This is a genomic window from Streptococcus sp. 3874 (assembly GCF_013276425.1).
Lineage (GTDB): Bacteria > Bacillota > Bacilli > Lactobacillales > Streptococcaceae > Streptococcus > Streptococcus pseudopneumoniae.
In genome coordinates, this window is sequence record NZ_VMLA01000064.1 from 1 (window position 1) to 18,158 (window position 18,158).

The following is an 18,158-nucleotide window of genomic DNA, read 5'->3' on the forward strand; positions in this document are numbered from 1 at the left end:
TTCGCTTGATGTACCAAGATGAGGCTGGTTTCGGTAGAATCAGTAAACTGGGATCTTGTTGGGCTCCAATGGGGAGTAGGTCCACATGTCCATAGTCACTATATACGAGAATTTCGCTATTGTTATGGAGCTGTTGATGCCCATATTGGAAGATATCATGAATCAACTTCAAGATGTTATACAAGGACTGGAGAAGGAGGTGATAAAGTCCATCGTTAATCGGAGATGGACTAGAATGCTTTTTGAAAGCATATGAGTATTATATGCAATTTCTTTATAATAAAAAGACCGGATTGCTCCGATCTTTTCAATAGTTCGTATTCTCAATTTCTGTTTTAAAAATAGCTAAGGTTAACGTCAAATGACTAAGCACCTTATTTCATACGATAAAAATCAATCACTAGACCAGCAGGACCTTTAACTAATAAGGACTCTGTTCCCCAATCCGTTTCACAAGGACCGTGTAAAATCTCGACACCGATCTCTTTTAAACGTTGGTAATTCTGATTTAGATCCTCAACCTCGATATGAATAATGATTCCTGACTGAAAGTTTTCCAAAGGAACCAAATGATTTTGAGACAACATCAGACAGTGACTGCCAATCGTAAACTGAGCAAAACCATCATCAGCATAATCTGCCTTTTTATCCAATATATGCTCCAAGTCAGTACAGACTTGGGGAACATTTGAAACGATAATATCTAATTGATTTAAATTCATTTACTCTCCTCCATAAAAAGACCGGATTGCTCCGATCTTTTAAAGTTCCGCTCTATGAAAATCAAAGAATAAAGTCTACAAGTTTCATATTTGATTTTCGGCGAGAGGAATTATTTAATTGCGCGTGATTGCAACCCTTCTTCTTCCAAGAAGAGACGGAATGGTACGAGTTCTTCTGCTTCGTATTTTTCTTTGAAGGCTTTGATAGCTTCTTCTGAGTGAAGTTTTGGATCCAATTCAAGTACTTCTACTGGAAGTGGACGGTGTGGAGTGATGCGAGCATCGATCACAATAGTTTTACCTTCTTTGTTGAGTTTAACAGCTTCTGCAACAACTGCATCGATGTCTTCGATACGGTCAACTGTAAATCCTACAGCACCTTGCGCTTCAGCGATTTTCGCATAGTCAGCATTAGAGAAGTCACAACCAAACAAGTGTTTGTTTGTGTCTTCGTATTTGTCCTTGATGAAGGCATATTTACCATTTGAGAAGACAACATTGATAACTGGAAGGTCGTATTGAACGTTTGTGATAACGTCTGGGTAGCACATGTTGAATGCACCGTCACCCATGATGTTCCATACTTGGCGATCTGGATTGTCTTTCTTAGCAGCGATACCACCAGGAAGGGCAATACCCATTGTCGCAAAGAGTGGAGATGTACGCCACATGTTCTTAGGTGTCATGTGAAGGTGACGAGTAGATGTTTGAGTAGTGTCACCTACGTCGATTGAGTAGATAGCGTCTTGATCAGCATGTTTGTTGATTGCATTGTAAACTTGATACAATTGCAATTCACCCTCAGTTTTACCTTCGAGTTTGTTCATGTAATCACGCCAGTTTTGGTTGTTCTTCACGTTTGCACGCCACCATGGAGTAGATTCAACTGGATTCACTTTGTCAAGGATTGCTTTGGCTGCTTGACCTGCATCACCAAGGATTGAAGCGTCAAGGGCGTGACGTTTACCAAGTTTGTAAGGGTCAATATCAACTTGAATGAATTTTTCAGTGTTCTTGAATGCTTCGTAAACTTCAGCAAATGGGAAGTTTGAACCAAGGAAAAGAACTGTGTCTGCTTCAAAGACCACTTCGTTGGCTGGCTTCCAACCAACACGGTAAGCAGAACCTGTCAAACCTTCATAGTTCCATTCGAAAGCTTCAAAGTTTTTACCAGTTGTGATAATTGGTGCTTTGATTTTACGTGACAATTCAGTGATCACTTCACCAGCTTTAACACCACCGTAACCAGCATAGATAACTGGACGTTCAGCATTGTTCAAGATTTCAACAGCTTTTTCGATTTCAACTTCGTTCAAAGCAGGAGCGATAAATGAACGCTCGTATGAACCTGATCCATAGTATGAGTTTTCGTCGATTTCTTGGAAACCAAAGTTTACTGGGATTTCAACAACAGCTGGACCTTTTTTAGAGACTGCAGCACGGCAAGCTTCGTCGATTACTTTTGGTAATTGCTCAGCGTAAGCTACGCGTTTGTTGTATACAGCGATACCGTTGTACATTGGGTTTTGGTTCAATTCTTGGAAAGCATCCATGTTCAATTCATTAACTGGACGTGATCCAAGGATTGCTAGGAATGGAGTGTTATCCATAGCTGCATCGTAAACACCGTTAATCAAGTGAGTCGCACCTGGACCACCTGAACCAACTGCAACCCCGATTGAGCCACCGAATTTAGCTTGCATAACCGCTGCAAGAGAACCTGTCTCTTCATGGCGAACTTGCAAGAAGCGGATATCTTTGTCTTCAGCCAAAGCGTCCATCAATGAGCTGAGTGTTCCTGATGGGATACCGTAGATTGTATCTACGCCCCATGTTTTCAATACGTTAAGCATTGCTGCAGATGCAGTAATTTTTCCTTGAGTCATAGTGATAACTCTCCTTCAATTTTTTAGACTTGGAGAATACGATTACATAGAATTGGAAACGTTCTCCAAATTTTTACTATTCCACTATATCATATTTATGTTGACTTTTCTAAAAATCTGCTCAAAACTCTCTACTTTCTATTCTAATACAGTTTTGAAAGTGCTATCATTCCTGTTTTATAACAAAGGAAACTAGTCATTACTTTTAGTCTATTTTACTAAAATTTAGCAGAAGGGAACTGGTCAGAACAGATACTGAACTAAAGGCCATGGCTAGACCTGCCAGTTCTGGGTTGAGGGCCAGTCCAACACCTGAAAAGACTCCTGCTGCTATCGGAATTCCAACGACATTGTAGATAAAGGCCCAGAAAAGATTGAGCAGAATTCTATTAAAAGTTTTCTTACTCATGTCAAAGGCACGAACCACTCCTAGGAGGTTATTGGTTGTCAACACTAAATCTGCCGACTCGATGGCGATATCTGTTCCAGCTCCCATAGCAATCCCCACATCTGCTACACTAAGGGCAGGAGCGTCATTGATACCATCCCCAACAAAGGCTACTTTGCCAGCCGCTTGTAGTTTATGGATTTCATGGGCTTTTTCTTCTGGCAAGACACCTGCAATGACCTCTTCGATTCCTATTTGATCTGCAATAGCACGCGCCACACCTGCATTGTCTCCTGTCAACATGACTGTTTTAAGGCCACGTTTTTTTAGCTGACTGATGGCTAGCTTGGCATTTTCCTTGGAAATATCTTGCAAAGCAAGCAAGCCTTTGATTTCATTGTCAACAGCCAAAAATACAACTGTCTTAGCTTCTTTTTCCAGTTCTTCGAGTTTATCTTGATAATTACTTGAAATATCCATACCATCCAGCATTTTAGCATTTCCAAGCAGAACTTGTTTTCCAGCTATTTGCCCTGAGACACCTTTTCCGTGCAAGGCTTGGAAATTTTCCACAGTATGAAGCTCAAATCCAGTTTCAGTCGCTCGCTTAACAATAGCCTCAGCCAGTGGGTGTTGAGAAGCTTCTTCCAGAGAGGCTGCCAATCCAAGCACTTCTGTCTCGTCGCCAATAATATCTGTGACCACAGGTTTCCCTTCCGTCAAAGTCCCGGTCTTATCAAAGACAAGAGTTTGAACTTTCTGGATTTCCTGTAGAACCATTCCATTTTTGAGGAGAACTCCCATCTTGGCACTGCGTCCTGTCCCTACCATAAGGGCTGTCGGTGTTGCGAGTCCCAAGGCACAAGGACAGGCGATAATCAAAACCGCCACTCCGTAGAGAAGAGAGGATACAAAGCTAGCTCCAAGTACGACCACACTATCCCTGAGCAAGACAAACCAAACCCAAAAGGTCACAATCCCTAAAATAACAACTGCTGGGACAAAAATGCCTGAAATTTTATCCGTCAAGTCCTGAATCGGCGCACGACTTGTCTGAGCTTTCTTCACAAAATCCACAATCTGAGCCAAAACAGTCTCTGAACCAACTTTTTCTGCTCTAAAAACAAGTGTTCCACTATTATTGATAGTTGAGCCAATGACAGTATCTCCAACTGTTTTATCCACTGGTAGGCTCTCACCTGTCACCATAGACTCGTCAATACTAGAGATACCTTCTACTACGACACCATCAACCGCAATCTTTTCACCGGGACGCACTCGAATCAGGTCACCTACCTTGACTTGCTCCAAGGGGACTTGAACATAGTTATCCTCACGCAAGACTTCTGCAGTTTTAGCCTGCAAATCCAGTAATTTCTCCACAGCTTGGGAAGTATTTTTCCGCATTTTCTCCTCAAAAACGGCTCCCAAAAGAACGAAGAAGAAGATAAATGCAGCACTTTCAAAGTAAACGGGGAGACCAGCGAAGAGGGCAACTAAGCTATAGCCATAGGCTACTAGGGTTCCCAGCGCAACCAAGGTATCCATGTTGGCATTGTGCTTTTTAAAACTAGCCCAAGCACTTTGGATATAAGGACCACCTGCTACTAGCATAATCGGTGTTGTGGCTAAAAAGGTGCCCCAACGCAGGACTTGGTGACTAATTCCTCCTGTCGACATCCCAATCATGAGGATCACAAGAGGCACAGTAAAGATACTAGTAATCCAAAAACGCTGGATAAGTGATAAAGATTTTCGAGTCTTCTCAACAACTGTATAACTTCCCTTTTGCATCTTCATACCACAAGAAAATTCATGTTGACCTAATTCTTGAGGAGTAAAACGAATTGTCTTCTCTTCATCCACGCCGATTGGTTCCAAGAGGCCTTCTTCTTCAAACAGAATTTCCTTATAACAGTTTGAAGGTGTCACACGGTGAAAGGTGATCTCAGCAGGAACTCCTTTTTGCAGTTGAATGTGGGCTGGATGGTAGCCTTTGTCTGCCGTGATACGGATTTTTTGAACACCATTTTCAAGACTTGCTTTTACAATTTCAGTCATATCATTCTCCTATTCTACAATCATCTTACCGTGCATCATATTCATGCCACAAGAGAAACCATACTCTCCAGCCTGCTCAGGCGTGATTTCCACTATATACTCTTCCCCCATAGGTAGGTCCGCATGTACACCAAAATCTGGAAAAACAATTTGATCCAGACATGGTGAAGGATCCTTGCGGTCAAAGACAATGCGGGCTGGCACTGATTTCTTGAGAATAATCAACTCAGGCGTATAGCCTCCCATGACTTCCACTCGAATCTCTTGGTAGCCCTTTTTTTGCTGGGCCTTTTGTCCAGATTTTTCAGGCTTTTTGAAAAACCAAAACAAGATAAACGCGATAAGGGCAATACAAATAATGGTTACAATACTATTTAACATGACGTCTCCTTTACATACAATTACATTTTACTTCTGTCATAGCGTTTGATTTCTTCTCAGAAATCACAGCTTCCAAGTCTTCCAAGTCAGCCTGAGTAAAATCACATTCAGCAATCAAATCAGCCAACAAGTTCTTAATCCTACGAGAACAAACCTTGTCCTTGATATCTTGGACAAGTAAATCCCGACTTTGGTCCAAAGTTAAAAGGGCTGAATAAACAAAGAACTTGCCTTCTTTTTTCCTTGTCAGACACTCTTTCTCAACCAAACGAGCCAAAAGAGTTTGAATGGTTGACTTGGACCAGTCGAACCGCTCCGCCAGAACCCTGATCAAATCCGTACTAGTCTGCTCTCCTTGCATCCAAATAATCTTCATGACCTGCCATTCTGCATCTGAAATCTGCATCATCACACCTCCTAAATCTACATTTGTCAATTATGTTTCTTAGTATACTCTCAAAATCTACATTTGTCAATTATGAAATCAATCTTTTCTTTGAAAAATAGAATTTTAATCATTTGAAAAACGATTTGCAGTCAAATATTACTATATAAACAATAAAAATATGCTATACTAAAGAAAAAAAGAAAACAACCACTAGGGGTGCGTAAAGCTGAGATTAACGACCGTTAGATCCCTCTGACTCAATCTAGGTAATGCTAGCTGATGGAAGTGGAAATGATAATGGGGACTAGCAGTCTTCTATTACCTTCCTGAAACAGATTAGCTTGTTCTTAAGAATACAAACTTCAGTTGGTTGGGAGGTTTTAGATGACTTATTTACCCGTTGCTTTGACCATTGCAGGAACTGACCCAAGTGGCGGTGCTGGCATTATGGCTGATTTAAAGTCATTCCAAGCGAGAGATGTCTATGGAATGGCTGTTGTAACCAGTCTTGTCGCTCAAAATACCAGAGGCGTTCAATTGATCGAGCACGTTTCTCCTCAAATGTTGAAAGCCCAATTGGACAGTGTCTTTTCGGATATTCCACCTCAGGCTGTAAAAACTGGGATGTTAGCAACTACTGAAATTATGGAAATCATCCAGCCCTATCTTAAAAAGCTGGATTGTCCCTATGTTTTAGATCCAGTTATGGTAGCGACTAGCGGAGATGCCTTGATCGACTCAAGTGCTAGAGACTATCTCAAAACAAACTTACTACCTCTAGCAACGATTATTACGCCAAATCTTCCTGAGGCAGAAGAGATTGTTGGTTTTTCAATCCATGACCCCGAAGACATGCAGCGTGCTGGTCGCCTGATTCTAAAAGAATTTGGTCCTCAGTCTGTTGTTATCAAAGGTGGCCATCTCGAAGGCGGTGCTAAGGATTTCCTCTTTACCAAGGATGAGCAATTTGTCTGGGAAAGTCCAAGAATTCAAACCTGTCACACCCATGGTACTGGGTGTACCTTTGCTGCAGTGATTACGGCTGAACTAGCCAAGGGCAGAAGTCTTTATCAGGCAGTCGATAAGGCCAAGGCCTTTATCACGAAAGCCATCCAAGACGCCCCTCAACTCGGTCATGGTTCTGGCCCAGTCAACCATACAAGCTTTAAAGATTAAAAAAACTCTCTAGTTCCCACTTTAAGGGAATTAGAGAGTTTTTATACTCTTCGAAAATCTCTTCAAACTACGTCAGCTTCCATCTGCAACCTCAAAACACTGTTTTGAGCTGACTTCGTCAGTCTTATCTAAAACCTCAAGGCAGGGCTTTGGGCAAGCTGCGGCTAGCTTTCTAGTTTACTCTTTGATTTTCATTGAGTATTAGTTAGGAAATAATGTCATGCAACTTTGTTAAAAAGGCTTGCGTTTTTGCCTCAATATCTTCTGCCTGCATCAAATCACGCACTACAGCTACACCAGCTACACCCGTGTCCATAAGCTGATCAATATTCTCTGATGTCAAGCCGCCAATAGCAACTACTGGAATGGCGACCGTTTGGCAAATTGTTTTCAAGGTCGATATCAGAGTAATGGGCGCATTTTCCTTGGTGGTGGTTGGGAAAATGGCTCCTGTCCCCAAGTAATCTGCACCTGATTTCTCCGCTTCCAGAGCTCTTTTAACCGTTTTAGCGGTGACACCGAGGATTTTTTCAGAACCCAAGACTTTGCGAGCTACCGAAACTGGTAATTCATCATCTCCGATATGCAGACCTGCTGCATCAACCGCAAGACAAACATCCAACCGATCATCGATTATCAAGGGTACCTGATAAGCATCTGTTATTTCCTTGACTTGTTTTGCCAGTTGATAATATTGATGGGTTGTGAGATTTTTTTCTCGCAATTGGACTATGGTAACCCCTGAACGGCAGGCCGTCTCAACTTTTGCAAGAAAGCTTTCCACGGAATCTTGATAGCTATTGGTTACCAGATATAGTCTAAGTGCTTCTCTATTCATAAACCTCTCCTTTGATGGCATCTAGCCAATTTTCATCTCTTTTTAGAAGCGAGAGATGATTGAGTACTTGGTAACGAAATTCTTGCAATCCCATTCCTGGAACAACTATTCTCTCAGCAGCGATATTAAGATAAGAGACTGCTAAGCAAGAAGCTTCAAAACCAGTCTTTCCTTGGCTGAGAAAAACGGCTGTCAAGGCTCCAACCAAATCTCCTGTTCCTGTTATCCAGTCTAATTCTGCACAGCCATTCTCCAATACAGCGACCTGATTCTTCGAAACGATAAGGTCCTTGGGGCCTGTGACTAAGAATGACATACCTGAATAGGTCTGACACCAGTCTTTCAAGACTTGAAGTAAATCCTCAGTTTCTTGATCTTTAGCACTCGCATCGACCCCAACGCCGTGGTGTTTTAAGCCAACAAGACTTCGGATTTCCGACATATTTCCTTTAAGGACCGTAGGTCTATGGTCTAAAAGGTCTTTAACTAAGCTCTTACGAATAGAGGAAGCCGTTACGCCAACCGCATCTACTACCATTGGAAGAGAAACTTGAGCTGCATACGAGGCTGCCATGCGGATTGCTTTTTCTTTCTCAGCTGACAAATGCCCCAAATTGATGAAGAGAGCTTGACTTTGCTTAGTAAAATCAAGAACCTCACGGGGATCATCTGCCATAACTGGTTTACACCCTAGAGCCAAAATCCCATTTGCCAGCATCTCACAAGAAATCTCATTGGTAATACAGTGAATGAGGGAACTAGAGTCTATAGGAAAGGGATTTGTAAATTCCTGCATCAGTCTATCCTTTCAGCAAAGAAATATCCCTGCACTTTTTTAAAGAATTCCTGCTTGATTAAAAATCGAAAGGCAACAAAGGAAATCGCTGTACCAATCAAGGTTGCTCCGAAAAATCGAGGAGTATAGATAAACCAGCTAAGCTTTGCAGCTGATCCTGTAAAGAGTACCATAACAGGATAGGAAACAATAGAACCAATAATACCTGTTCCCACAATCTCTCCTAGAGCGGAATAATGAAATTTTCGACCATACTTATAAAAGAGACCTGCCAGGAGGGCTCCAAAAGTTGCTCCTGTAAGAGCTAAAGGTGGAATCCCTTGAGTCGTCATACGGATAAAGGCTGTGACTGTAGCCATAGCCAAAGCATAAACAGGTCCCATCATGATTCCTGCTAGAATATTGACTACACTGGACATCGGTGCCATTCCCTCAATCCGAAAGATAGGTGTAAGGACTACATCAAGGGCAATCATCATAGATAAAATGGTTAATTTGTGAACTTGTAATTGGTGCTTTCTCATGTTTATTATTCTCCTTTTTCTAAAGACTGTAAATCGCTCTTCCATGTCTGGTGTTGGTAGGCCATTTCCCAAAACTTGGCTTCCATATGAACACTGATGTGGAAGGCATCTAGCATTTTTTTCCTGTCTGTCTCGTCACTTTCTCGATAGAGTTGATTGACCAGCGCTCCCTCCTCTCTGATCTGCTGCTCTAACTCATCCGTAATATAAGTTTCAATCCATTGTTGGTAGAGAGGATTTGGTGATGGTTTAAGATTAAGTGATTTGCCTATATCATGGTATAACCAAGGACAAGGCAGCAAACTTGCAAAGGCAATGGCTAAGTTCGGCTCTGCAAATTGCCTATAAATATGTGAAATGTAATGATAACAGGTTGGAGCGATTGGATGTTGCTCCATTTCCTGGTCGCTGATTGCCAATTCCTTGAAAAATTGTTGGCGAATAAATAACTCACCCTCCACTAGACTCTGAGCATTTTGTTTCAGGAGTCTTTTCATCTCTTGGTTTGAAGTCTTATCAGCCAAAAGGTGATAGATTTCTGAGAAGGCCTTCAGATAGTAGGCATCCTGAATCAGGTAATAGCGGAAAATGGCAGGTTCTAAATTTCCCTCTTGTAATTGTAAAATAAAGGGATGATGAAAGGAAGCCTGCCAAGCTTCCTTGGATAATTCCATCGCAATATCTGTAAATTCCATAATAACTCCTTTATAAAAATAGACTGGTTTGAAGCAATAAAAAGAAAAGCAGGTAGATTAATTTTGTTTTTTTAGCAATATAAAAAGTCCGATAGCGATTCTCCACCTGTGCATGTTCGTCATATCCATGGGCAGACAGAGCTCTCAGGTAAAGATGGCGCCACCTAAAGACTGTCATCAAAACCTTGCTGTAAATCAAGGGCGACCAAAAATGCAGTTCTTGACCACGTAATAGGCAAGCTTCTTTGAGGGATTTGATTTCTTTCTGGATAAGGGGAAAGGAATTGAATACCACAATCAAGGCATAGGACCAAGAGCGTGATAGCCCCTTTTGAGCCAAGTACAAGAGAAGCTCTTTTAGTGAAATAGAGGAAATAAAGACAAGGCCAATACAAACGGTCACAAAGGCCCTCGTTCCAAGCATGACTGCCTGCGAAGCATCCCCATGTAACTGAACTGCCCAATAGTTGGCCAAAGATGGCAAAATGGCAAGTATGATCATCCAAGCTAACATTTTAAATCGACGGTAATAGAGCATAAAGAGAATACAGAATGCGACTACCGAAAGATTCAGAGCAATCGAAGGAATGAAAGATGTTTCCAAGGATAAAATCAGCAAGAAGAGACTGATAATCGGTGTCTGGGTTGCTACTTTGACCATACTATCTCACCTCCCTTTGAGCATTGCTACTCTGAGATGTGAGTGGTTTGGTAATTGTCACTGCTTTCACATGACTGAGACCCTGACTAGTCATCTCAATCCAATAATCAACCACAGAGATCAAGGGATCTAAACGATGGCTAATGATCAGAAAACTTCTTCCTTGATTTCTGTCCTCCACAATCCACTGACAGAAATAATGGCAAGCTCTATCATCCAAACCTGCAAAAGGTTCATCTAGCAAGATCACGGTAGCCTTACTAGTCAAGATGGTCAAGAGCTGAAGAATCTTTTGCTGGCCACCACTTAATTGATAGGGACTCTTATCAAGCGCCTGCTCCAGATCAAAATATCGTAAGGCTTGGAAAATTCGTTGATTTCTTTCAGAATCAGGTCCATCTAATTGAAGTTCCTCTCGCAAACTGGCTCTGATAAACTGCTTCTCAGCTTCCTGAACAACACTCGTCAGGTCACGGTACAAACTCTTTTTCTTTTTCAGGACTGTCCCCTTCCAGGTAATGCGCCCCTTATACTTTTGAAATTGAAGAAGAGACCGAAAGAGGGTTGATTTCCCGACACCATTGTCACCCAAGATACAGGAAATTCCTTGGTAAAATGTAAAATCCGCAATCGAAAAGAGGGAGCGCTTATCCAGCTCACAAGTCATTCGATCCATATGGAATAGTTCTGGACTAGAAGCAACATTCTTTGAAGAAACCTGTGTCATCTCAGAGGTAGGGATTTGAAACACTTCCCTTAGTTGTCCGTCTCTTAGCTCCACCATATGGTCGATATAGGCTTCATAGTCCGTTAAATCATGGTCGCACAAAATAACTGTCTTCCCATTAGAAGCTAACTCTTTTAGAATCTCCAATATCTCTATCCTACTCTTGCGGTCAATGGAAGCAAAAGGCTCGTCCAATAGATAGCCCCTAGGATTCATAGCAAAGAGAACAGCCAGTGCAGCCTTTTGCTTTTCCCCACCTGATAAGTGATGGATGGGACGGTGCAAGATGTCCTTGCAGCGACATTGCTGGACAACCTCTGCTATTTTAGAATCAATTTTCTGAACGGGATGCCCGATATTTTCCAAGGTAAAAACCAGCTCCTCAAACAAGTTCTCCATAGTAAATTGATAATTGGGATTTTGAAAGAGAATACCAACCGTCTGGACACGTTCGATGATAGAAAGCTGACTGACCTCGCTCCCATCTATCAGGACTTGACCGCTATAAGGAAGAGAACTGACTTGGGCAATCAATTGAAAGAGACTCGATTTCCCTGAACCACTGCTCCCAACTAACAAGGTAAAGGCTTGCCCATGAAAAGTAAAATCAATCGGTTCCGAAAAAATTGGGGACTGAATCTCCCGTAATTCCAGACCCATCTATGCTTTTCCTCCAGTTGCAAACTGATGATAGAGTTTGACAATAGCACGAACCAAGATAGTACAGAAGAAATAAACAGAAATAAAACGTACCACTAGCAAGGAAAGGACAAAAGGAAGGGAGAAGGCATAGTAACCTAACTTAATGTATTCATAGACAAAACTAACAAGCGTAATCCCAATACTATTGGCAGTTAGAGAGAGCCAACTTTCATAGCGATTCTTGGTTACGATAAAACCAAGTTCACTTCCCAAACCTTGAACCAAGCCAGACAAAAGGGCACCTAGACCGAATTGGCTACCATAAAGGACTTCAGCAAGCGCAGCTAGCACTTCTCCAATCGTTGCACTTCCGACTCTTGGAACAAAGATGGCCGCAATGGGCGCAGCCATACACCAGAGACCAAAGAGGATTTCATTGGCAAAAGCCTGTAAACCAAGAGGTGTTAAGAGTAGGCTGAGAATATTATACACATATCCTGAACCAACGAAAACCCCACCAAAAAAGATAGACAAGAAAGCAAGCAAGATAACATCTTTTAACTGCCATTTTTTCAACATAAAAAACTCCTTTTTTAAAGAAAAGTGGGGCACTCAAGAAGACCGACCTAAATACTTTGTATAGCAGATTGAATTTAGAACAGTACACAAGAATGCTAAAATATTTCTAGAAATTAATTTGAATTTTCTAATTGATTTGTTCGCATCTTATTTCAATCTACTATATCATCTTCATCCAGTTTCGTAAAAGAAAAAACTCTAATTACAGATAGGAATTAGAGTTCAGCTTACAAGATTAGACCGTTCTTTTCGACATACGAAAAAAACTTTTCACATTTCCCTTCGCCAGTCTTAACTGTATCAGGTTCAATGGGTATCATCTCAGCCTAAAGCACCCCAAATGTCTTTATTATTTAATTATGTGATTATTATAACACACATTTTATACTAGTTCAAGAAATTGAACTGGAAATACAGCCTTGCACTCTCAAAGACAGCAGATCTTTCTTGGGTTAGATAGATACCTATTGTTCACTCATTTCCCGAACAGTTTTTTCTATATTTTTTGCATACGATATTGCTGAAATGATTGAAACACCATCCATATTAGTCTTCATAATGTCTTTAATATGTTGCGTCTGTATCCCACCAATTGCAACTAAGGGCATTTGTGGCAATAGTTTTCTCATCAATTTAAGACCTTCATAACCTATAGCACCTCCAGCATCATCCTTTGACTGGGTATCAAATACAGGACCAACACCAACATAATCTACATATTCAACTTTTGACTGTTGAAATTCTTTCTCGTTTTTTATAGAAAGACCAATTATTTTATCTGGCATCAATTTTCTAATTTCATCAACTCCAAGGTCATCTTGTCCTACATGTACGCCATCAGCGTCAATTTCCATCGCCAAATCAATATCATCATTAACAATAAACGGAACATTGTATTTTTTACAAAGATCCTGTAGTTTAATTGCTACTTCGACTTTTTCTTTACCTTCTAAGGCTCCCTCACCTTTTTCACGAAATTGAAATAAGGTTATACCACCTTTTAAGGCTTCCTCAACGACTATATATAGATTTTTTCCTTGGCAAGTAGTCGTTCCACAAATAAAATATAGTTTTAGTAATTCTTTATAAAACATCTTACTTCACTCTTTTGAATTCCTTTACATCTTCATCTGTAATCTCGTATAAGGCATTCATAAATTCAACTTTAAATGTTCCAGGAAGATGTCCATTTGGACGTTTTTCTGCCATTTCTCCAGCGATATTGTAAACCAACATTGCTGTTTCTAATGATTTCAATTCTTGACCTTTTTCTAGTCCGATAAAGCTTGCTACCACTGCCCCTAATAAACATCCTGTCCCAATGACTTTTGGCATCATGGCACTACCATTATGAATCGTTACCACTTCTCCATTAACAGCAATCGCATCAACTTCTCCAGTCACTACTATTGGAATATGAAACTTAGCGTTGGCTGCTAGAGCAATCTCATCAATATTATCCACACCAGCACTATCTACTCCTTTAGATGCCACATTTATACCTACTAAAGAAGCAATCTCTCCAGCATTCCCCCTAATCGCAGCTAGTTTGTAATTGTTGATTAAATCATCTGCTACTTTTTTTCTATATTCTCCTGCTCCACAGGCTACAGGATCTAAAACTGCTGGGACATTATATTTCTCTGCAATTTTCAGAGCAGCTTGGTATAATTTCCAATTATCATCCGTTAAAGTCCCAATGTTAATCAATAATCCTCCAGCATATTTTAATAGATCTTCTAAGTCTGCTGGGTACTCGCTCATAGCTGGTGAGGCACCCAGTGCTACTAATCCATTTGCTGTGAAATTTTTTACCACATCATTGGTGATGCAAATGACCAATGGTGCTTTTTCTTTTAATAATTTTAAACTTGTCATATTGAATTCCTTCCTTTTCACTTTATACGATCTACTGATTTCGGTTTATCTCTATCTTTCGTTAAGAAATTTTTCAGTTACATTGAATGATTTATACTCAATGAAAATCAAAGAACAAACTAGGAAGCTAACCGCAAGTTGCTCAAAGCACTGCTTTTGAGGTTGCAGATAGAACACCATACCTACGGCAAGGTGAAGCTGACGTGGTTTGAAGAGATTTTCGAAGAGTATTAACTCATCAAATTTGTAAATATCATGAGCCTTCTCTAGGCATCATAACCAATATCAAAAAAGGCTAATTCTAAAGCGACCGCTTGATTCCAGCGTTGCTGAAGCTCTGTCAAATCTTCTCGACCTTTTCCGACACGATTGAGTTCGTCAACCAGAAATTGAACCCACTCTGCAAAGAAAGGACCTCTGTGGAGATTGATCCATTCCGAATGAATATAGGCTTCAGGAAGAGCCAAAGCTTTAGAACCCCAGTCTAAATAGAGTCCTTCTGCAATGACCAGCATGACCAAAAGATGGGCATAGTCTGATGAAGCCACTGCCGAGTACATTAGATTCTGAAAGGCTTTTGTTACAGGGTGCAAGCTCACTTCTAGATAGTCATTCTCAGATACGTTTAACTCTTTGAAAGCCTTTTGGAAATAGCCATCTTCATCTGCTTCAAGAAAGCCTAGTTGTTTGGCAAAACGAAGCTTGGATTCAAGCTGGTCTGCGTGGGCTACGCAGGAACCCAACATGGATAAGAAGGCATCAAAGAAGTGATAATCTTGAATCAGGTAGTCTTTTAAGGCCTTATTCTCAATTGTCCCTGCAAAAAGTTCCTTAACAAAACGATGATTGATTGCAGCCTGCCAATCCTTCTGACTGCTTTTTAATAATTCTCCAACAGTCAAACCTGGCTGAAATGCATAAACCTGTGTTTCCATATTTACTTCTCCTCTCTTTACTTGTTAGTAATTAATAAAACACCAAGAAATACCAAGTAAAATCGTAATTCCACTTGATCCTTTTAAAGAACATCGAGGGCATTTGCAGAGAGCTACCTAAACAAGCCTACCCAGTTTTATATAAACAAAAAAACTCCAATTACAATCAAGAATTAGAGTTGACTTACAAGATTAGACCGTTCATTTCACCATACGAAAAAAACTGTTCACATTTCCCTTCGCCAGTCTTAACTGTATCAGGTTCAATGGGTATCATCTCAGCCTAAAGCACCCCAAATGTCTTTATTATTTAATTACTAGACCATTATAACAGAAATTGAAAGCCCTAGCAAGATATTTGACCGAAAAATATCTTTATATAGTTTTTGATAGCGATTTATTCTTCCAATACACGAAGAAAAAACTCCACATTCAGTGGAGGCAATCTCTTTTATCAATACAATTTTAAGTCACGAGGGTCAACTGGGAAGGTTGGGTTGTATGGGTTGTGACGAAGTTTGAAGTGTTTGACATCTTCAATGGTCTGAGTTCCAGACAATTGCATAACTGTCTTCAATTCCGCATTCAAGTGTTCAAAGACTTGACGCACACCGACACTACCACCGAGAGCCAAGCCATAAATAACAGGGCGACCAATAGCTACCAAGTCTGCTCCTGAAGCCAAGGCTTTAAAGACGTGTTGACCACGACGAACACCAGAGTCAAAGACAATCGGCACACGTCTATCAACTGCTTCTGCCACTTCTTGAAGCGAGTCAAAGGCAGCTGGTCCACCGTCGATTTGACGACCACCGTGGTTGGTTACCCAGATACCAGAAGCTCCTGCAGCAAGCGAACGTTCAACGTCCTCACGGCATTGTGGTCCCTTGACATACACAGGAAGACCAGAGTATTCAGCGATAAATTCTACATCGCGTGGAGACAAGCGTTGTTTAGCTGATTTGTAAACAAAGTCCATTGATTTACCAGCACCTTCTGGCAGGTATTCTTCAACAATCGGCATGCCAACTGGGAAGACAAAACCATTACGCTTATCCACCTCACGATTGCCCCCTACAGTAGCATCTGCCGTCAAGACAATCGCCTTATAACCTTCAGCCTTCACACGGTCCATGATGTGGCGGTTGATACCGTCATCCTTACTAAAGTAAAATTGGAACCAATGAGGTGTCCCTTGAAGGGCTTCAGAAATCTCTGGAAGGTCAACAGTAGAGTAAGAACTGGTTGTATAAAGAGAACCGAACTCATGCACACCACGCGCAGTCGCCACTTCACCCTGTTCATTCGCTAATTTATGAGCCGCAACAGGCGCCATAATGATTGGTGAGGATAGTTTTTCACCCGCAAATTCAATCTCTGTACTTGGATTTTCAACATCGCAAAGCGTATGTGGAACGATGAGTTTGTGGTTAAAGGCACGGATATTCTCTCTTAAAGTGAAAGTATCTTCTGCCCCACTAGCAATATAGCCAAATGCTGCTTTAGGGATCACTTGTTGCGCCATTGGCTCCAAATCATAGGTATTAATGAAATCTACATGCCCTTCTGCATTGCTTGTTTTGTATGACATAAACTGTCCTCCTTGATTAAGTAAGCGTTTGCTTTTTACTATACATCTATAATAACTCTTTTTTCAATCATTTTCAAGAGTTTTGCTTAAAAACAATCTTATTTTTCATACAATATATTAGCCCTACTTTCCTTAAACTCTAAACTTTAGTCTATATTAGGTGATACTCAATGAAAATCAAAGAGCAAACTAGGAAGCTAGCCGCAAGCTGTACTTGAGTACGGTAAGGCGACGCTGACGCGGTTTGAATTTGATTTTCGAAGAGTATGAATCGTTGAGATTTTTTGCTGCCAGGCATTTGAACTACTTTTTTATTTGCTGATTCTATCTACTAATGCTATAAAAAAACAAGTGAATAAGACACCAGAACATCCTCTAATAGGGCCTATGGACTTATATCAGTCATTTAGTTTTAAAAAAGTGTTCCAAACATTCAAAAATAGTTGGGACTTCCCTTAATAAATCCGTCACTTTCTTTTTCAAGATAGCCCAAGCTTGCTCAATAGGATTCAAATCCGGTGAATATGGCGGTAGAGGTAAGAAAAAGTGTTTATCTTGGATGCAGAGTTCATCCAAAATGTTCTTGGGATCAAAACTAGCATTGTCCATGATAATAACATGAGGTGTCTTCAAAGCAGGTAGGAGTTGCGTTTTGAACCACTCCACAAAGAAATCGCTTGTCATGCTGTTCTTGTAAATCATGGGAGCTATAAACTCTCCGTCTACTTGTCCTGCAACAATTGAAGTTCGCTCAAAACGACGTCCGCTAATCTTTTCATAGACTTTCTCCCCTCTAGGAGCCCCTGCATAAGGACGATAGAGGTAGCGGTCGATTCCTGTTTCATCAATATATACGATTGGTAAATCGTTTAGGTTATCCAAAATATCAAGAAACTCAGCGACTTTCTCTGGGTCTTGTTCCTTAAAGCTCGTCATCTTTTTTTGAAGTGACCTTCATCTGCTTTAAAGCTGCCCATACTGAAGGGACAGCACAATCAAAATGTGCCGCAATTTCCCGTAAAAAAGCATCTGGATGAGCCTCTACAAAGGATTTCAATTCCTCTAAAGGAATCTTTCGGTTTTTGACGACTCGCTTTTTCCTCTCTAAGTGTCCTTGTTCACGTAAGTTCTTTTCCCACGTGAAGAGAGTTCTGACGCCAACATCAAAAACCTTGGCTGCCTCGACATGGCTGTGCCCCTCTTTGATGTAATCTAATGCTCGCTGTTTAAAATCTGTACTATATGCCATAGCTTTATTATAGCATGCTTGTTTGAAACTAAGCAACTATA

General features: G+C 40.8%; 17 protein-coding genes, 2 pseudogenes and 3 riboswitches. Of the genes and pseudogenes, 2 read left to right on the top strand and 17 right to left on the bottom strand.

Annotated elements, in window-relative coordinates; translation table 11 throughout:
• Positions 1 to 256: pseudogene (locus HT703_RS06970) on the top strand (IS630 family transposase); the annotation flags it as partial.
• A gap of 118 nt (positions 257 to 374) precedes the next feature.
• Here HT703_RS06970 and HT703_RS06975 read toward each other — a convergent pair.
• The 5 genes from HT703_RS06975 to HT703_RS06995 form a co-directional block, all read right to left on the bottom strand.
• A complete protein-coding gene (locus tag HT703_RS06975; RefSeq protein ID WP_023935791.1) occupies positions 375 to 722 on the bottom strand; it encodes a VOC family protein in 348 nt (115 codons plus the stop codon).
• Positions 723 to 832: 110 nt separating this feature from the next.
• The gene (gene spxB, locus HT703_RS06980; protein WP_023935789.1) at positions 833 to 2,608 is read right to left on the bottom strand and encodes a pyruvate oxidase; all 1,776 of its coding nucleotides are present in this window, start codon (positions 2,606 to 2,608) and stop codon (positions 833 to 835) included.
• 205 nt (positions 2,609 to 2,813) lie between these two features.
• Positions 2,814 to 5,057, bottom strand: a complete 2,244-nt coding sequence (locus HT703_RS06985; protein ID WP_023935787.1) for a heavy metal translocating P-type ATPase — start codon at positions 5,055 to 5,057, stop codon at positions 2,814 to 2,816.
• A gap of 9 nt (positions 5,058 to 5,066) precedes the next feature.
• Entirely contained in the window at positions 5,067 to 5,438 is a 372-nt protein-coding gene (locus HT703_RS06990; protein ID WP_000935054.1) for a cupredoxin domain-containing protein, read from the bottom strand.
• Between the two features lie 10 nt (positions 5,439 to 5,448).
• On the bottom strand, positions 5,449 to 5,844 hold the full coding sequence (locus HT703_RS06995; protein WP_031233495.1) for a CopY/TcrY family copper transport repressor: 396 nt from the start codon (positions 5,842 to 5,844) through the stop codon (positions 5,449 to 5,451).
• 184 nt (positions 5,845 to 6,028) lie between these two features.
• Positions 6,029 to 6,127: riboswitch (TPP riboswitch) on the top strand.
• A gap of 83 nt (positions 6,128 to 6,210) precedes the next feature.
• Between HT703_RS06995 and thiD the strand changes: the two genes are divergently transcribed.
• A complete protein-coding gene (gene thiD, locus HT703_RS07000; RefSeq protein WP_054393116.1) occupies positions 6,211 to 7,002 on the top strand; it encodes a bifunctional hydroxymethylpyrimidine kinase/phosphomethylpyrimidine kinase in 792 nt (263 codons plus the stop codon).
• 205 nt (positions 7,003 to 7,207) lie between these two features.
• Here the strand turns inward: thiD and thiE (HT703_RS07005) are convergent, their stop codons facing one another.
• From thiE (HT703_RS07005) to HT703_RS11780, 12 genes and pseudogenes are all read right to left on the bottom strand, one after another.
• A complete protein-coding gene (thiE, locus tag HT703_RS07005; protein ID WP_054393115.1) occupies positions 7,208 to 7,840 on the bottom strand; it encodes a thiamine phosphate synthase in 633 nt (210 codons plus the stop codon).
• The gene (locus HT703_RS07010; RefSeq protein ID WP_054393114.1) at positions 7,833 to 8,636 is read right to left on the bottom strand and encodes a hydroxyethylthiazole kinase; all 804 of its coding nucleotides are present in this window, start codon (positions 8,634 to 8,636) and stop codon (positions 7,833 to 7,835) included. The genes thiE (HT703_RS07005) and HT703_RS07010 overlap by 8 nt, the downstream gene beginning before the upstream one ends.
• The gene (gene thiW, locus HT703_RS07015) at positions 8,636 to 9,160 is read right to left on the bottom strand and encodes an energy coupling factor transporter S component ThiW (RefSeq protein WP_054393113.1); all 525 of its coding nucleotides are present in this window, start codon (positions 9,158 to 9,160) and stop codon (positions 8,636 to 8,638) included. The genes HT703_RS07010 and thiW overlap by 1 nt, the downstream gene beginning before the upstream one ends.
• A 5-nt stretch (positions 9,161 to 9,165) precedes the next feature.
• The gene (gene tenA, locus HT703_RS07020) at positions 9,166 to 9,855 is read right to left on the bottom strand and encodes a thiaminase II (RefSeq protein WP_054388066.1); all 690 of its coding nucleotides are present in this window, start codon (positions 9,853 to 9,855) and stop codon (positions 9,166 to 9,168) included.
• 10 nt (positions 9,856 to 9,865) lie between these two features.
• Positions 9,866 to 10,516 (bottom strand): energy-coupling factor transporter transmembrane component T, encoded by a 651-nt coding sequence (locus HT703_RS07025; protein WP_054393112.1) that lies wholly within the window; start codon positions 10,514 to 10,516, stop codon positions 9,866 to 9,868.
• Between the two features lies 1 nt (position 10,517).
• Complete coding sequence (locus HT703_RS07030) at positions 10,518 to 11,903, bottom strand: ABC transporter ATP-binding protein (protein WP_054393111.1); 1,386 nt, start codon at positions 11,901 to 11,903, stop codon at positions 10,518 to 10,520.
• Positions 11,904 to 12,464 (bottom strand): ECF transporter S component, encoded by a 561-nt coding sequence (locus HT703_RS07035; RefSeq protein ID WP_000915290.1) that lies wholly within the window; start codon positions 12,462 to 12,464, stop codon positions 11,904 to 11,906.
• A 260-nt stretch (positions 12,465 to 12,724) separates the two neighbouring features.
• Positions 12,725 to 12,813: riboswitch (TPP riboswitch) on the bottom strand.
• A 115-nt stretch (positions 12,814 to 12,928) separates the two neighbouring features.
• Entirely contained in the window at positions 12,929 to 13,558 is a 630-nt protein-coding gene (gene thiE, locus HT703_RS07040) for a thiamine phosphate synthase (protein WP_050223506.1), read from the bottom strand.
• Position 13,559: 1 nt separating this feature from the next.
• Positions 13,560 to 14,342, bottom strand: a complete 783-nt coding sequence (thiM, locus tag HT703_RS07045) for a hydroxyethylthiazole kinase (RefSeq protein WP_050223509.1) — start codon at positions 14,340 to 14,342, stop codon at positions 13,560 to 13,562.
• A 266-nt stretch (positions 14,343 to 14,608) separates the two neighbouring features.
• A complete protein-coding gene (locus HT703_RS07050; RefSeq protein WP_023941460.1) occupies positions 14,609 to 15,277 on the bottom strand; it encodes a TenA family protein in 669 nt (222 codons plus the stop codon).
• Between the two features lie 217 nt (positions 15,278 to 15,494).
• Positions 15,495 to 15,583: riboswitch (TPP riboswitch) on the bottom strand.
• Between the two features lie 148 nt (positions 15,584 to 15,731).
• On the bottom strand, positions 15,732 to 16,868 hold the full coding sequence (gene lctO / locus HT703_RS07055) for an L-lactate oxidase (RefSeq protein ID WP_000120711.1): 1,137 nt from the start codon (positions 16,866 to 16,868) through the stop codon (positions 15,732 to 15,734).
• A gap of 402 nt (positions 16,869 to 17,270) precedes the next feature.
• Positions 17,271 to 18,117, bottom strand: a pseudogene (locus tag HT703_RS11780) (IS630 family transposase).
• Between the last annotated feature and the right edge of the window lie 41 nt (positions 18,118 to 18,158).

Coding starts and splice junctions, on each gene's coding strand:
- HT703_RS06975 (WP_023935791.1), bottom strand. CDS start 722: ATGAATTTAAATCAATTAGATATTATCGTTTCAAATGTTCCCCAAGTC.
- spxB (WP_023935789.1), bottom strand. CDS start 2,608: ATGACTCAAGGAAAAATTACTGCATCTGCAGCAATGCTTAACGTATTG.
- HT703_RS06985 (WP_023935787.1), bottom strand. CDS start 5,057: ATGACTGAAATTGTAAAAGCAAGTCTTGAAAATGGTGTTCAAAAAATC.
- HT703_RS06990 (WP_000935054.1), bottom strand. CDS start 5,438: ATGTTAAATAGTATTGTAACCATTATTTGTATTGCCCTTATCGCGTTT.
- HT703_RS06995 (WP_031233495.1), bottom strand. CDS start 5,844: ATGCAGATTTCAGATGCAGAATGGCAGGTCATGAAGATTATTTGGATG.
- thiD (WP_054393116.1), top strand. CDS start 6,211: ATGACTTATTTACCCGTTGCTTTGACCATTGCAGGAACTGACCCAAGT.
- thiE (WP_054393115.1), bottom strand. CDS start 7,840: ATGAATAGAGAAGCACTTAGACTATATCTGGTAACCAATAGCTATCAA.
- HT703_RS07010 (WP_054393114.1), bottom strand. CDS start 8,636: ATGCAGGAATTTACAAATCCCTTTCCTATAGACTCTAGTTCCCTCATT.
- thiW (WP_054393113.1), bottom strand. CDS start 9,160: ATGAGAAAGCACCAATTACAAGTTCACAAATTAACCATTTTATCTATG.
- tenA (WP_054388066.1), bottom strand. CDS start 9,855: ATGGAATTTACAGATATTGCGATGGAATTATCCAAGGAAGCTTGGCAG.
- HT703_RS07025 (WP_054393112.1), bottom strand. CDS start 10,516: ATGGTCAAAGTAGCAACCCAGACACCGATTATCAGTCTCTTCTTGCTG.
- HT703_RS07030 (WP_054393111.1), bottom strand. CDS start 11,903: ATGGGTCTGGAATTACGGGAGATTCAGTCCCCAATTTTTTCGGAACCG.
- HT703_RS07035 (WP_000915290.1), bottom strand. CDS start 12,464: ATGTTGAAAAAATGGCAGTTAAAAGATGTTATCTTGCTTGCTTTCTTG.
- thiE (WP_050223506.1), bottom strand. CDS start 13,558: ATGTTTTATAAAGAATTACTAAAACTATATTTTATTTGTGGAACGACT.
- thiM (WP_050223509.1), bottom strand. CDS start 14,342: ATGACAAGTTTAAAATTATTAAAAGAAAAAGCACCATTGGTCATTTGC.
- HT703_RS07050 (WP_023941460.1), bottom strand. CDS start 15,277: ATGGAAACACAGGTTTATGCATTTCAGCCAGGTTTGACTGTTGGAGAA.
- lctO (WP_000120711.1), bottom strand. CDS start 16,868: ATGTCATACAAAACAAGCAATGCAGAAGGGCATGTAGATTTCATTAAT.